The organism is Cryobacterium sp. M25, from assembly GCF_002929635.1.
GTDB classification, from domain to species: Bacteria; Actinomycetota; Actinomycetes; order Actinomycetales; family Microbacteriaceae; genus Cryobacterium; species Cryobacterium sandaracinum.
On record NZ_PJJU01000050.1, the window covers coordinates 69,930 to 85,060 of the forward strand.

Here is a 15,131-nt window from a genome sequence, read left to right on the forward strand (position 1 = left end):
TCGTGAGCAGGGGCCGCCCGGCCATCATGGACTACCGGCTAGTACCAGGCGTTACCGCAACCTGTCGACAGAGCGCGCGCACGGCGCTCAGCTCCGGCAGCGCCCGCGGGTTTTCCTGAAGGTTCAGGAGCGGCGTGTGCCTCTTAATTAGACCAACCTCCGCTCGGCGCACGTCGTTCTGGGCTAAAACAACCCAGCTCACTTCAAGACTGCGGTTGATCCAATTGACGATAGCGTCGCGGTCGAGGGGAACGAACCGGTAGTTCTGTTGACGCCTGCGTCCGGCAAGCGAGCCCTGCGGCGGCCGGTAGCCGAGCACGGCTCCGAGGCTCCGGAAGAACGTGCCGTTCCCTTTTGCTCGGAGTTCGTTTCCGAGCAGTCGCACTAATAGGGTTTGCTCCTCCCCCTTCCCGATGTAGATCAGTCGGTCGCCGCGTTGGTCAAGGATGCGCCCGAACGGCTCCGGCAGTGCAGAGCCCTCTCTGAGACGAATTGCATAGACCCCGTACTCGTCAGGGATGTCAGCGTCCCAGTCGCCCGCTGTTCGGAACGAGGCTTCATCGAACAGCGATTCGCGTGCTGTCATGCTCCCGCCTCGCTCAGCACTTGATGGTCCAAAAGATCATCATCGACGATTGACCCGTCATCGGTGCCCACAGCGCGTATCGGAAGGCGCAGTGCAGCGCGCGCGTTCCAGCTGCTCATCGGTCCATCCTCTCCTTCATGCATCCACAGTCCCCGATCTGCGGGGGCGGCCATAGCCCACATGGTCGATTGAGGGTTACGTCACGGACTCTTCCAGCCTCTCGACAAGGCTTCGCATTTGTTCCCGCGTCAATTCGATCGTGCCGGCTATCACGCTGGGATCGGATTCCTCGCGAAGTTCGATCTGGAACTGCTCTTGGTCCCCCAATCGCTCATTGGAACTGATCTCCGCGAAAGCAAGGATTGGAGGATACTGCGCTTCGGCGTCCCGGATTAGGTCCTCGACCGTGCTTTTGGAATCATCAATCGCGTCCCGCCACCCTTCACTTTCGTCCTGCGCTATGACCAATTTCTGGTGAAGCTCTCGAAGGTGACGAACGTCGACTCGCATGTTTCCCACAGCTCTAATCCCTAATCGAACGTATTGGATGCACTCGGTGTCTGACGCGATGCGCAAAACCACGACGCGTCACTCGGGACTGAGACTCAATGTTCCCCCACCCACGAGCCGGATAGCCGTTCCAGCACGGCTTCGTCGATACGGTCAAGCTGGACTGATCCACCAGCGAAGTCAGACCAGGCGACATCAAGAGCGCCGGAGTCGACGTCTTTGGTTCGGCCGTGCAGCCGTGCAGCGAAGTCCCTGTAGTCCACGTTCGTTGTAGCGTGGACGAGCATCATCGCGGCCTCATCGATGAGGTCGAAATTGACCCTGCAGAAAGCGAGCGACCATGCTGCGGCGTCGGCGGCTCCGCCGCGAGCAGCGATCATGTCGTACCGGTAGCCACTTTCGTGGTTGACCAGGTCGTCACGCCAACTCTCCAGCGAGCCAAGGACCACCGGGGCATCGCCTTCAAATTCGATGAGCTCAACTGCGAGATCCATGCAAGGCCCTGCCAACGCGATTCGCGCGTTCGTCTGAAAATCCGGCGTACGGATCGGAGGAACAATTTCGTACCATCCAACGGAGTTTGGACCCATCGAACCGAAGCGTTGGCCAAGGTGAAGGGCAGCAATGATGTGAGCCGCCCCATGCCGAGCTGCGTCTAGGTCTCGTAAGCCGTCTTGCACATCAAAGTCGGAAAGTTCGTTCATGACACCTCGTTCGCCTAGGGATGCTTCGAACCCTACAACTTCGCGCGGGCTGGCCCCGACCGGTTCACGGTCGTGCGAGTCGTCAGCCGCCCGAAACTTGGCTTCCTGCACGGCGAAACGTGCCAGCAGGTCCTCCAGGTCGTAATCGAGCGCAGTGAGATTCGCTGGGTATGCACTGAATCATCTGGCTCGGCCGGTACCGATCTGCGGCTCTCGGTCGCCCTCACCAAGGACGACGGAGCCGGCAGCTGGCCGATGTCCGGTGCGTATGTCCAATTTCGGGCTCTCCCAAGGGCGATGACGGTTGCCGCCGAAACTGGGCCGCAGTCCATAGTCATCCGGTTCGAGTTGCTACTGGTCGTATTGGCGAGGGCGTGACGTGAAGTGAGCCCGTTCCCATCCTGTGACGGCCTCCTCATGATGAATCGCGAGGGCGGGACCGATGCTCGATTCCCGGGGTTCCTACCGAGCTGGCTGCGGTAGCGAAGTTGGGCTCCTCCCGTCGGCTCGCTAACGCCATTCCCCCGGACCACATGGCGAACCCAGACACCGTGACAATTTCCGAGTGCCGCGTTCGTTTCCTCGGCTACACCAGCGTGCGCAGCTCAACCCGCCCATCGTAGTCACCGTCTGCCATCAGATTCACGAGATTGGTGGGCTCGCCGTCGCTTGTGGCTATTACTTCTACACGTTTGCCTTGGAAGCGGATCCGCACTGAACCTCGGTAGTGGAGTTCCTCGAGACCGTCGCGGGTGTAGCCGGTTTGCTTGGCCCAGTCCTTGAGGAACCGGGCCTGCGCTAGCTCATCCTCATCTTTGAGCCCGTCGGACGCGGCGGTCAATGCATCCTGGACAGTTCGGTGGATCACGTCGAGAAGCCTATGCACGGTGAGCGGACTCAGATCTGTCTCCGGCTCTAGGAAGTCGGCCAGGCTCCGGCTGTGCTGCCCCAGCACGTAGTGCCGGTCCCCGTACCCGTGGGCGACTTCTTCGTCGCTCGGGGGCGATGTGTCGATGATCCCGAGAAGGCGAGATTCCAGCTTTTCGGCGTCCACCCGAGTTTTGAACGTTCCATAACCGTGCGCGTACGTGTTGCGAAGCTCAGTGATTGCATCCATGCCTCTGGAATCGATGTCAAACGGCGACTTCAGCATCGTCCTGTAAAACAGGGTGGCGTTTGATCGAGTCCACGCCTTCCCGTTCGTGAAAACGATGCCCTCATCACTAATGAAGAAGACTGCTGCTGCCTTCGCAAGTGTCAGTTCGGCAAGGGATACGGCCCTGACGAGAACCATCATCCCGAGGTGTTGGGACGCTAGTACCGGGTCAGCGCCGACCATCTTCTCGGCCTCCCAGTAGACATCACCTTGGTCGTAGAATTCCGGGTTGAGGCTTTGATTCGCGTCCTCCACCGCTCGCTCATATGCCGCGGCGAACGCGTTAATGTGCGCACGGTGAAACCCGACGAGCTGCTGGAATTCGACTTCGAAGGCGCTGCCTACCTTGTCGCAGATCGCCCAGTACCAGGGTGCGGTGTCGTTCACGGTTTCGAGCCTATCGATGCACTACAGAATCGCATCGACGTCACGCCCACGGATCTCGGGACTGCTGCCGATTCGATTGACTCCCAAATACTGACCAGTAACCTGACCTTTCACCCAACGGGGCGACGCCTTCGGCTTCCGGCTTACCAACCGTCCGCGTCGGGCTCGTCGGGGTACACAGACCGGTAGAGTTCGGGGTCCGTGACAACGAAGACACTGAGCCGCCAGTTGCCGAGTCTGGCCGCCCACAGCCGGCTGCCCTCCTCCGGATAGCCTGCACCCCACTCGGCCAGCCCCAGGTGGTCCGCCCAGGACGCACACAGCGCTTCGGCATCGGGCTGTTCACGGCCACCAGGGTGGGTGCCCTCAAAGTCAGTCTCCAGTTCGGAACTGAGCCTCCAACTCAACGGTGGGAGGCCGGCGCGGGCACCGCGCTTGTTGAGCACGCCGGTGACGGCCTCCGAGATCGCGCGGGACAGGCCCTCTTCGTCCTCGGGGCTGAGTCGCGTCATCTACCGGACCGCCTGGTCGCTCAGGTACTCGGCGACGGCCTCGTCGATACGTTCAAGGGCCCACAGGGATCCGACGAGCAAGCACTCGGCGGCGTCCAGCGCTTCCGGTTCGACGTCCGCGATCCGGCCGTTGAACCGCGCCGCGAACGTCGCGAACTCGACCGGGCCGCCGGCGTGGATGATCATTAGCGCGGCCTCGTCGATGAGGTCGGAGTTGACGGTGCAGAAGGCCAGCGCCCATGCGGCCACCTCAGCGACGAATCCGTTCGCGGCGACCATGTCATCCAGGTACGCCCCGTCGCCGTGGGCAGCGTCGTCTCGCCAAGATTCCAGCATCTGCACCATCGTCTCGCCAGCATCCCCCTCGCCCTCGATCGTCTCGATCACGATCTCCAGGCAGGGACCGGCCATAGAGATGCGGCCCGGAGCTGTCGGATCCGCCCCGGCGTCCAGCCCGACCAGCGTGCACAAACCGTCGGCACTCGACCTAGCCGAAACAAGGCTGCCGCCCACGGCGAGACACGCCAGAACGTGGGCCGCCTCGTGCCGGGCCAGACCGAGGTCGTGGCGGATAACGGCCGCCACCGGCAGGGCTGCTGACTTCATGATTCTCCTTGCTTCGAACGCTCTCGTGCCCGCACTGCCGCGCTGACGAAGATGAACGCTACCGGATCTGAGGGCCGCCACCCCGCCGGCGCAAGGCGCCCCAATTCCCTCCCAAGCACTCAGACGTGAGGTTTATTTAGGCATTTCCCTTCGCGGCCTGTCCAAAGCGTCAAGTAGAAATCGACTAAAAATTGAATCCGTCAGACCCGGGCCTGCACTGCCATCCCGTCAAAAGCGTCAAGGAAGAAATCGAGGTTTTCGGCCGCGCCGTCGCGTCCCCCATTCCGGATCCGTGGCCCACCGGTTCGACCGGAACTGCGTGCCCGACGGGCCCGGATCCCGCTGGTGGGGCGCGGCCCGTGACCGCGGTGTCCGCTGGCCGGCCCGGGGAACCCGCGACCCGACCCGGCGCACGAATCGGATTCCCGGCCGTCACGGCGGTCAAAAAGTGAATTCCCGTCCGCACCGGATCACGGAATTCGGGCGCCTGAGCGGCAAAACCGGTAAAAACCGTCAAGTCAAAAAGTGAATCGGGAAGAGCCCGATGCGCCCGCATCTGGCCGGCCTTCGCCACCGTCCGCGGGCGCGGGGACGGTTCCGGCCGCCGGGATCCGGCGCAAAAGAAATTTCGAAATTGGTCCGCCACACGGCCCGGAGCGCCATTTTTGTTCCGGAAACGACCAGCCCGGGCCCCCAGCGACCCGCGTTGGAGGCCCCGGATTCGGGTTCCGCGTCGCCTGCGGACCGCCGACCAGGACAATCCTCAGGCCTTTCGGGTCCGACCCGGCCGGGCCGATACCAGGAAGGTCGGCGGTCGGATCGGGGCGGTCGGGGTGGGCGGCTGGCCGATAAGGGTACATATGACCGGTCTGCCATTGCCTTCAACGTGACTGGACGGTGGACTTGCAACGTTCAAATACCGTTCTCGGCGATTCGCCCAAGCACACGTTCGGCGTGTGTCTTGGCCTCCCGTGAGGTCCCAAACGTGATGGAGTCTGCACCCACATTGCGCCAGCTCCGTCCTGGCAAGCGCCTGCCCAACGAGAAACGGTGAGCGCCGCGCGGCGCCGAATCGATCTCTCCGCGCCATTCCGTGCCGCCCTCACCGGAGGTGCCCGCCCAATATGAGGGGCTGGCACCGGCGACGGTTGGATCCCAGGACACCGTCGGGCGCGCCTTTTCCATGGCATGTCGCAAGTCGGCCGCACTTTGATACCGTGCTCCCGGTTTCACGTTCAGGGCTTTGCGGATGACCTTTCTCAGCGGCGCATGAATATGCGGGAGCCACAGGTCTCGGTCCGGGAATGTACCGGCGACGATCGCGGCCTGGATCTCGCCGGGGGCAATGCCCGACTGTTTGAGGACCGAGTCACCGTTAAGGAGTCTGTACGCAGTGATCCCCAATCCGTAGACATCTCCAACCGGTGTGTCAATCCCCGTGACCGTTCCCACGGCCTCGGGAGGTAAATGCATGACGTAGCTCCATGGCGGGATGCCTGAAGTCGCGCCACTCCGGCAGGAAAGGCCGAAGTCGCTCACTTTGACAGCTCCGCTTCCGTCGAGCATCAGATTGGCAGGCTTGATATCTCGGTGAAGCAACCCTCGAGAGTGCAGGTGCTCCACTCCTCGACAGGCTTCCTCCATGAGTCGGACACCGTCACCGACAGAGACAGCGACTCCGCGATAGCGGTCCTCTACGCTGCCACCCGGCAGATACTCCATACGGATCACCGGCACTCCCCCAATTTCGTCCGCTGAATATACCTGGACCACGTTCGGATGCTCAGCTGCCACCATCGCCTGGGCCTCAGCGTGGACGTCGGATCCAGGGGTGAGCCGCTGTGGATTCAGATATTTGGAGGCGCACTCTCGTCCCAGTGCGTCATCAGATTCCAACCACACTTCACCGAAGTAGCCCGAACCCAAGAGCCGAATCTGCGAGTACGACACTGGTCGACGCCTAAATCGAGAACTGCGCTACGGCGACGATGAGCTGATCTCGTCGAGTCTTGGCCGAAGCGGCGACACAAGGGACAAGGTCGATGGCGGCCTCCGCAGCCGCTTTACTCTTTCCGAATGAGCTTCTCACCGTTGCGCTCTTGAAACTCTTCACTGGCACATTGAGTTCGGCCAACGTGGCTTGAGTAACCCCGTCCATTTCCGCTCTGCCGAAATTTGGCGCACCCGACGGTCCAGACTCCGCCAACCGCAACGAAGCACGGTCGACGTCCCGGCGTGACAGAACCTCGATCAGCTCTCGCCGCAGCCAGGCGAGTTGTCCTGCCCGGTCGCCTGAAGGCGCGGAAAGTTCCTTGAAATCCAACACTGCAGCGTCAGCCCGGTCAGCCCCCTCGACAATCACCCAGCCCAAGGTGTCCTTGCCATTCTTAATGCCGATGACCTTCACAGCCCCGCGCTCCTCTGAGAAACAGTTGTCGTCAGGTACATGGGTGCAGCCCTCAACGTTGATTCCGACCGAGCGAACAGTAGTTCCCTGCTGTACATCTACGATGCCCGCTCTTCGCTGTACCGCGGCGCCATCGACTCCATCTGCTCCATCACGAGCTTGATGGCGACCGGCTGACGGTCCGGCGGATAGCCGTGCTTCACGAGCAACCGTTTGATCGAGGAGCGCAGCTTGGCGCGCACATCGTCGCGCACGGTCCAGTCGGTGCGCACGTCGCGGCGCATCACGGCCACCAGTTCGCGGGCGATGTCCGCCAGCACGGTCTCGCCCTGCACCTCGACGGCCGATTCGTTCTGCGCGACGGCGTCGTAGAACGCAAGTTCGTCGTGGTTGAGCGGCGGCGCGAAACTGGCCCCGCGGTTGGCCTCCGCGGCGACTTCGCGGGCCAGGGCCACGAGCTCGGCGATCACCTCGGCCGAGGTGAGCTGCTGGTTCGTGTACTTGTTCATCAGCTCGGAGATCCGGTCCGAGAAGGCGCGCTGGCGCACCAGGTTGTTGCGCGTCGTGCGCACAGCTTCATCGGTGAGCAGCTTGCGCAGCGCCTCGATCGCAAGCTGCGGGTTGCGTGCCTGCTGCGTCTTGGCCATGAACCCCGGGCTGAGATCGTCGAGCGAGGGCTTCGGCATCCCGGCCGCCTCGTAGATGTCGAGCACCCCGCCCGCGCTCGTCGCGGATGCGATCAGCTCGCCGAGCAGGCGCTGCACGTCCTCCGGCACCGGCTCCCCCCGGGCCTGACGGTCGGAGGCGTCGTACTTGGCCATCCACACCCGGGCCTCTTCGTACAGCTGGATCTCCGGCCGACGCTCCTCGAGTTCCTGCGACCCGGCACCCGAGCACAGCGCCCACGCCCGGGACAGCTGCCCCGAGTAGCGGCGATACGCGGCCGCCAGGGTCTCTTCGCCCTCGGCCACCTGGTTGCCCGGCGTCGCCGGATCCCGCAGGTAGTTGACCGAACCGGTCACCGCGTTCAGGTAGCGCTTCGGCCCGCCCTTGGCGAGCTCCGCCTTCCAGTCATACCCGGCGAGCATCGCGCGCAGCGTGTCGACGAGCGACAGGGTCAGCACGATGGCGTCGTCGACGTCGCGCCCGATGGGCTTGCTCTCCTGGTCTGTCTTCGTGTACTCGCCGAGCGCCTTGGCCAGGTTGTCGGCGAGCGGCGCGTACGCCACGAGCAGGCCGTCCTCCTTGCCACGGAACGTGCGGTTCACCCGTGCGAGCGTCTGCATGAGCAACGCGCCCTTGAGCGGCCGGTCCAGGTAGAGCGTGTGCAGCGGCGGCGAGTCGTAGCCGGTGAGCATCATGTCTTTCACGATCACCAGCTGCAGTTCGTCGTCGACGTCCTTGAGCCGGGCCTTGACCACGGCGTTGGCCGAGCTCCGGCGCACGTGGTCGATGACCGGCGGCGTGTCCGATGCTGTGCCCGAGTAGACGACCTTGATGACACCCTTGTCGAGCTCGTCGGAGTGCCATTTCGGACGCAACGCCACGATTGCCGAGTACAGGTTCGCGCAGATCTCGCGCGTTCCGCCCACGATCATGGCCTTGCCGGGCGACTCGATGAACTTCGTCATCTGGCCACTCCGGTTCTCCCAGTGCGTCACGATGTCCTCGGCGAGGGCGGCGATGCGGTCCGGGGCGCCGTAGACGGCGTTGACCACGGCGACGGATGCCTCAATCCGCGCCCGCTCGGTGTCATCCAGCCCCACGGTGGCTTCGTCCGCGGCCTCGTCAAGGATCTCTTCCGTGACATCCGTCGCCAGGTTCACCTTGATCAGGCGCGGCTCGAAGTAGACCGGCACCGTGGCGCCGTCGTCGACGGCGCGGGAGAGGTCGTAGATGTCGATGTACTCGCCGAACACGTCGCGGGTGTTGCGGTCGTCGAAGGAGATGGGCGTGCCGGTGAACGCGATGAGGGTGGCGTGCGGCAGGGCGTCGCGCAGGTGGCGGGCGTAGCCGTCGAGGTCGTCGTAGTGGCTGCGGTGTGCCTCGTCGACGACCACGATGATGTTGCGCCGGTCGGAGAGCAGCGGATGCTCCGCGCCAGCCTGCTTCTCGGCCTCGCTGCGCCCGAACTTCTGCAGCGTGGTGAAGTAGATGCCGCCCGTGGCGCGGTTGCTGAGCTCGTCGCGCAGTTCGCTGCGGCGCTTGATCTGCCGCGGCTTCTCCGGCAGCAGCAGGCTCGCCGCGAACGTCTCGTAGAGCTGCCCGTCGAGCTCGTTGCGGTCGGTGATCACCACGACCGTGGGGTTCTTCAGCTTCGGATGCCGCGACACCAGGTTGGTGTAGAGCTCCATCTCCATCGACTTGCCCGAGCCCTGGGTGTGCCAGACCACGCCGGCCTTACCGTTGCTCTCCACCGCCTGCGCAGTGCTGCCGACGGCCTTGGTGACGGCGAAGTACTGGTGCGGTTTCGCGATGCGCTTGGCGAGCCCGTCGGCCCCCTCGTCGAAGGCGGTGAAGGAACGCATCAGCTGCAGGAACCGCTCCTGGTTGTAGAGGCCGAGCAGCGCGATCTCCATTCCGGTGGTCGCGTTCCAGTCGTTCGTGTCGCCGGGCTTCACCGGGGTGCCGTCGTCGTCGACGTTCCACGGCGAGAAGTGGTTGAGCGGCGTGAACGGGGTGCCGTACTTTGCGAGGATCCCGTCGCTGGCCAGCGTGAACACGCAGAATCGGAACGCCATCGGGAACTCGCGCAGGTACGTCTGCAGCTGGGCGTGCGCCGCGGCGACATCCGCCGTCTCACTGCCGGCCTTCTTCAGCTCGATAACGCTCACCGGCATGCCGTTGCAGTAGAGCACGAGGTCGAAGCGCCGCTTGTAGTCGCCGCGGATGAGCGTGACCTGATTCACCGCGAGCCAGTCGTTCTCCGACGGTTCGGCGCTGACCAGACGGATGCTCGGATTCACCTCGGTGCCGTCGTCACCGATGTAGCTGAGCCGGAACCCGTCGATCAGGTAGTCGTGGATGCGGTGGTTCTCGGTGATCGCGTCCTGCGACTTGGGCGAGGCGATCTCGGCGAGCGCCTGCACCAGGTACTCCGCCGGAACCGTCGGGTTCAGCCGCCGCAGCGCGTCGAGCAGCCGCGAGCGGATGAGCAGTTCATCCCAGCTATCCCGCTCCCCACTGCCCGGTGCGATCTGCTCACCCGCCGTCGGCTGCCAGCCCAACGGTTCGCTGAGCAGCTCGAGCGCCACCTGCTCCCACTCCGCTTCCGAAAATCCCGCCATCAGAGCACCCCCTCAAGTACTTTCTCTGCATCCCTCACCCGAAGCTTGCCAGACATGAGCTGCGGGAGGAGTGCGTCTCGCGTTGCGGCGAGAGTCTCGTTCTCGCGCTCGGCGAGAAGCGTCCGATCCCAAACCGAAGTCATCAACGCATCTACCCGGCCGATCGCGGACTTGGTCGGGACATCGACCAGCTCGTCCAGGTGCCCTCGTAGAATGTGTCCCATCGTCGTCGCTTTGTCCGCAGCGACCCCCTTGAAATACGCAAGTCTCGATCGAATCAACTCGTAGACAAGCCATGACGGATAGCCGTTCGGAATTACCTTGAAAATGTGTTGATTCACGATGCCTTCGGGTCGGAACCATCTGTGCAGCGTGAGGGAACCAGACCAGGCGAACAGTATGTCGCCGGGTCTTGCGAGGAAGTCATCGCCCACAGTTGCATCACTGAACACAGTCGACCCGCCGATACCAGAGTTCAATTCTGCAATTCGAATGACAACGCGACCCGCGCCACTGGCACCCTTCGTGAAGGCCTTACCGTTCACAAAACGAGCAGTCGTCGAAAGAGGCGCTGACGCTGACTCATTCACAAGCGACTTGAACAGAGCTTGGGAAAAATCGTCCGCTTTTCCGACCAGCTTGATGTTGGCGGCGATCTTGTCGTCCAGCGCACCCAGCACCTCGGCAATCCTCTGCTGAGCGGGGAGCTCGGGGAAAGGTACGAAAAGCTTCCCTAGCTCGGTCAGGCGTATGCCTGCGGCCGCTACCTGCTCCACGATCGTTTCCATTTGTCGACGTCCGACCGGAGATGAGAAGTAGTAGAAATAGAAGCGGGCATCGGCGATTGAGGGGTCCAAGCGCGCACGAATAATCGAGCTCTCCCACGTAGTCGGTTCATTTATCTGCGCGACGATGCTGCACTTCCCTGCACCTTCGAGCGTGAGTGACCGCCTAGCAAACATAAGGTCGCGCGGCCTGAGCAAGATCCGCTCCTCATCGAACCCAGTGAGGTCAACGCGCGCCATGTCAACATCAGGAATCCTCGGATACTTAAAGAGCTCACCCATGTTGAGCATCTTTATTCCTGAGCCACGGCTCGCGGCCGAGACCGTCACACCGCTGCGCAGCGGATATGCCAAGAGCGCGTTCAGCATGACTTGATCTGTCACGAGAGACGCCCCAACTGCTCCCGAACGACCATCGCGAGCCGCTCCGACTCGTCGAACTGGGCGAAGAGCTCATGACTCAGACGCTGAACCTTCAGCTCGATCGGTTCGCCATCGCCCTCGACTTCGGCGGCGCCGACATAGCGACCAGGGCTGAGAGCATAGTCGGCGGCTTGGATCTCTGCCAATGAGGCGGAATAGGCAAAGCCCAGCTCATCTGCGTAAGTGAGTGCATCATCCGTCGCTGACGCCGTACCGCGCCACGCATGATAGGTGCCTGCGATCTTGGCGATGTCCTCGTCGGAGAGCGCGCGCTCGGCCCGGTCAACCATATGGCCGAGGTTGCGAGCATCGATGAAGAGCACCTGGCCGGTGCGGTCGATGCTGCCGTGTTCTCCGGCCGTCTTGTCCTTGGCGAAGAACCACGTGCAGACCGGTATACCGGTGCTGCGGAACAGCTGGGTGGGTAGAACGATCATGCAGGAGACGAGGTCAGCTTCGACGAGTTGGGCGCGGATCTCTCCCTCGCCGCTCGAATTCGACGACATCGAACCGTTAGCCATCACGACACCGGCACTGCCACCGGGGGCCAGCTTGGAGATGATGTGCTGGATCCAGGCGTAGTTTGCGTTGCCGGCCGGGGGCACGCCGTACTTCCAGCGGGGGTCGCTCTCGCTGCGCGCCCAGTCCTTGATGTTGAAGGGCGGGTTGGCGAGCACGTAGTCGGCCTGAAGCTCGGGGTGCTGGTCGCGAGCGAAGGTATCACCCCAGCGGCTGGCGAGGTTGCCGTTCAAGCCGTGGATCGCGAGGTTCATCTTGGCCATCCGCCAAGTGCGCTCGTTCATCTCCTGCCCGTAGACGGAGATGTTCGAGCCCTCCTTGTGGTGTGACTCGAGGAACTTCTCGGTCTGCACGAACATGCCGCCCGAGCCGCAGCACGGGTCGTAGACGCGACCGTGGGTGGGTTCGAGCACCTCGACGAGCACCCGCACCACCCCGGCGGGCGTGTAGAACTCGCCGCCGCGCTTTCCTTCGGCGGCCGCGAACTTCTCCAGGAAGTACTCGTAGACCTCACCCAAAATGTCGCGTGCTTTCGTGGCGCCGTGGCCGGTGAAGCGGGCCGAGTTCAGCAGATCGAGCAGCTCACCGAGGCGGCGCTGGTCGACGCCGTCGCGGTTGTAGATGCGCGGGAGGGAGCCGGCGAGGGCTGCGTTGTCGGCGGAGATCAGGTCCATCGCCTCGTCGATGAGCAAACCGATCGACTTCGGCGTCTCCCCCGCGATTGCGGGCAGACCCTTCGCGTTCTCGGCGAGGAAGGTCCAGCGGGCACGCGCGCCCACCCAGAACACGCCGCGGCCGGTGTACTCGTCGACGTCGTCGATGAGCTGGGCGATCTGGTCGTCGTTGAGGCCGTCCGTCTCCAGCTCAGTGCGGATCTGCTCACGGCGTTCGTCGAACGCGTCGGAGACGTACTTGAGGAAGACCAGGCCGAGGATGACGTCTTTGTACTGCGAGGCATCCATCGATCCGCGCAGCTTGTCGGCGGCCTTCCAGAGGGTGTCCTTCAGCTCTTTCATGGTCGACGGCAAGGCCGCGACTTTGATCTTGGGTGCCACTAGTTGGTTCCTTCCGATGGAGCGAATGCGTGTGAAATTTGTGGGCCCGTAGTAGAGGAGACCGTGAGGCTGCCGGCGGTGACGCCCGCCATCAGCAGGGAGGTCAGCTCGTCGAGGTGGGCGAGGCGCGCGTGCGCCAGTTCCTGCTCTAACCGTACCGAGGCCAGGGCGTCGGCGAGCGCACGGCTCTGCCGGTGGTGCACCTGGCGCAGCGGCCAGCGCTGCCAGCGCCGGTGCCCGGGTGGCAGCGCCGTGATGTCCGCGGCGAGCACCTCGCTGAGCAGCCCGTTCGGGTCGTCGGCACTGATCCGCAGGATGCGCGCCGGGAAGAGCACCACCGAGGTGCCCTCCCGGTCAACGATCGCGGCCGGGTGCGGCACGGTGGTGAAGACCACGTCTCCCGGTTCCGTCACCCGGCCCGAGGGATAGTCGGCGGCAAAACGCAGCCGGTCGATATGCCGCTGGCCGAGCGAGGTCACGCCGAGCACCTCGGCTGGCCCGATGAGACGGATGCCCGCAGCACTCCGCCGACTCCCGGCGGTGCCCTCGGCAGTGACCTCTGTCACGTCGCCGGCGTCGAGGCGGTTGCCTGGGATGTAGCGCAGGTGCCGGGCGGACACGAGCTGTTCCACCGTCTGGGTGACCGCCGGGGTGGTGGGCGTGTGCCCGCCCGAGGATTGGCCGGCGGGGCCAGGTGCGTTCGCAGAGAGGTGGGCGAGGTGGCTGAGGCCGGGTGCGGCATCCGTTTTGGTTGTTTGGAGCGGCGCTCGGGTCAGCAGGGCGAGCAGTTCGTCGACCCGCACGGCGAGCGCGGCGCCCTGCGTTGCGGGCACGGATGCGACCGGGCGCGCACCGGCCACCAGCGAGTCCCGGCGGGCGAGCAGGGTGCGCGTCAGCACGAAGCGCGCGAACCGGAACGCGTGGGCACGCACGGTGCCGCGGTCACCCAGAGCGGCGACAAGGTCGCTAATCAGGTCGTCGATCACCGCTGAGGTCAGGGGCGTTGCGGTGAGGTCGGCGATCATGGTCCAGCGGTCGGCGAGGGGCACGTGGGCGTGCGCGGCTCCGAGCACCCAGAGGGCCTGGGCCTGCTGGGGCTTGTGGGTGAGGAGTCCGGCCGGCAGGCGCACGATCGCGCGCACGCGGCCCGAGCGCAGCAGGGTGGAGCGCAGCTCCTCGCTCTCCCGGGAGAGGCCGGCATCGTTGAGCACCGCCGAGGGGGCGATGACCACGCCGAGCTGGTCGTTGGTCATCTGCAGCACGATCTGATCGATCGCGGAGAGCATCTCGGCGGGTGCCATCGCGGCCCGGCCCGGCGGAGGCAATTGGGCGATATGCACCGCGGAACCGGCGACCGCGAACGCCCCGGACGGCGCCACCTCCAGGCCCACGCGGGTGATGCCGTGCACGAGCAGGCGCCGACGGAGGAGCCGCGCCGCGTCGCCGTCGTCGTTCGGGGTGAGCACGGTGAGGTCACTGGGGTCGGCGTGGGCGTGGGCCAGGGTGAGGAGGATGTCGCCGGCGCTCCCGGTGGCGTCGACGAACGGAGCTCCTGGCATGGTGGCGGCGAGCGCCGACGCGGTAAACGCCAGGAGCTCGAGTGCGGGACCGCTGAGGGCCGTCTCGCTGAGGTCGCGCAGGTCGATCCGGAACCGGTCGGCCAGCAGACCCTCGAAGGCCGGGGCCTCGCCGTAGGCGGCCTCCACGAGTGCGTCGACGTAGCCGATGAGCGCGCCGCGTGCAGGGCCGAGTGCGTCGATTTCCCGGTAGAACAGGGCGTCGTCGGGATCGTGCTCGTCGGCGGCGTCGAGCAGGTCGGCGTCGCTGAGCGTGCCGAGCGGCGTGCCGAGCTGGCTGCGCAGGGCGAGCAGGGCGGTCACCGCGCCGAGGGAGGACTGCGCACTGCCGGCCGAATCGGCGGGGGCGGCGTGGGCTGCGGCATCCGTCAACGCTTCGGGGTTCTTGCCGCGGCGCGTGTCGGTGAGCCACTGGCCCACCTGGTGGGCTTCGAAGAGTTCCTGGCCGCGCCGGCGACTCACCGGGGCGGGGAACGGGGTGGCGGTCTGGGCGGAGCGGGTGCGCCAGACCGAGACGACCGGGCGTTGCACCCGGGCGAGGGCTGCGATGTCGGACATCGTCATCAGGAGCGCCGGCTCAGACGTGCTCATTCGCGCTCCCCCTCTGCCTGTTGTGT

12 protein-coding genes are annotated in these 15,131 nt (G+C 64.5%); all 12 read right to left on the reverse strand.

The annotated features are described in order from the left end of the window. Positions 1-31: 31 nt before the first annotated feature. The 12 genes from CXY81_RS07885 to CXY81_RS07945 all read right to left on the reverse strand — a co-directional run bounded on the left by CXY81_RS07885 (position 32) and on the right by CXY81_RS07945 (position 15,105). On the reverse strand, positions 32-586 hold the full coding sequence (locus CXY81_RS07885) for a GIY-YIG nuclease family protein (protein ID WP_104194506.1): 555 nt from the start codon (positions 584-586) through the stop codon (positions 32-34). A gap of 195 nt (positions 587-781) precedes the next feature. After that, positions 782-1,105 carry a hypothetical protein gene (locus CXY81_RS07890; RefSeq protein ID WP_146067652.1) on the reverse strand — a complete coding sequence of 108 codons (324 nt, stop codon included), beginning with the start codon at positions 1,103-1,105 and terminating at the stop codon, positions 782-784. A gap of 86 nt (positions 1,106-1,191) precedes the next feature. Next, on the reverse strand, positions 1,192-1,800 hold the full coding sequence (locus tag CXY81_RS07895; protein WP_146067653.1) for a hypothetical protein: 609 nt from the start codon (positions 1,798-1,800) through the stop codon (positions 1,192-1,194). A 586-nt stretch (positions 1,801-2,386) separates the two neighbouring features. Further along, complete coding sequence (locus CXY81_RS07905) at positions 2,387-3,343, reverse strand: hypothetical protein (protein WP_104194510.1); 957 nt, start codon at positions 3,341-3,343, stop codon at positions 2,387-2,389. 143 nt (positions 3,344-3,486) lie between these two features. Continuing rightward, the gene (locus CXY81_RS07910; RefSeq protein WP_104194511.1) at positions 3,487-3,855 is read right to left on the reverse strand and encodes a hypothetical protein; all 369 of its coding nucleotides are present in this window, start codon (positions 3,853-3,855) and stop codon (positions 3,487-3,489) included. Next, complete coding sequence (locus CXY81_RS07915) at positions 3,856-4,461, reverse strand: hypothetical protein (protein ID WP_104194512.1); 606 nt, start codon at positions 4,459-4,461, stop codon at positions 3,856-3,858. It lies immediately after the preceding gene. 912 nt (positions 4,462-5,373) lie between these two features. After that, a complete protein-coding gene (locus CXY81_RS07920; protein WP_104194513.1) occupies positions 5,374-6,411 on the reverse strand; it encodes a serine/threonine-protein kinase in 1,038 nt (345 codons plus the stop codon). Positions 6,412-6,421: 10 nt separating this feature from the next. Beyond that, positions 6,422-6,868: a hypothetical protein gene (locus tag CXY81_RS07925; RefSeq protein ID WP_104194514.1), complete on the reverse strand. Its 447-nt coding sequence runs from the start codon at positions 6,866-6,868 to the stop codon at positions 6,422-6,424. Between the two features lie 98 nt (positions 6,869-6,966). Then, positions 6,967-10,155 (reverse strand): type I restriction endonuclease subunit R, encoded by a 3,189-nt coding sequence (locus CXY81_RS07930; RefSeq protein ID WP_104194515.1) that lies wholly within the window; start codon positions 10,153-10,155, stop codon positions 6,967-6,969. After that, positions 10,155-11,309 (reverse strand): restriction endonuclease subunit S, encoded by a 1,155-nt coding sequence (locus tag CXY81_RS07935; RefSeq protein WP_104194516.1) that lies wholly within the window; start codon positions 11,307-11,309, stop codon positions 10,155-10,157. Before CXY81_RS07935 ends, CXY81_RS07930 begins: the two co-directional genes overlap by 1 nt. An 11-nt stretch (positions 11,310-11,320) precedes the next feature. Next, the gene (locus tag CXY81_RS07940) at positions 11,321-12,937 is read right to left on the reverse strand and encodes a class I SAM-dependent DNA methyltransferase (protein ID WP_104194517.1); all 1,617 of its coding nucleotides are present in this window, start codon (positions 12,935-12,937) and stop codon (positions 11,321-11,323) included. Further along, the gene (locus CXY81_RS07945; RefSeq protein WP_104194518.1) at positions 12,937-15,105 is read right to left on the reverse strand and encodes a hypothetical protein; all 2,169 of its coding nucleotides are present in this window, start codon (positions 15,103-15,105) and stop codon (positions 12,937-12,939) included. The genes CXY81_RS07940 and CXY81_RS07945 overlap by 1 nt, the downstream gene beginning before the upstream one ends. Positions 15,106-15,131 lie beyond the last annotated feature (26 nt).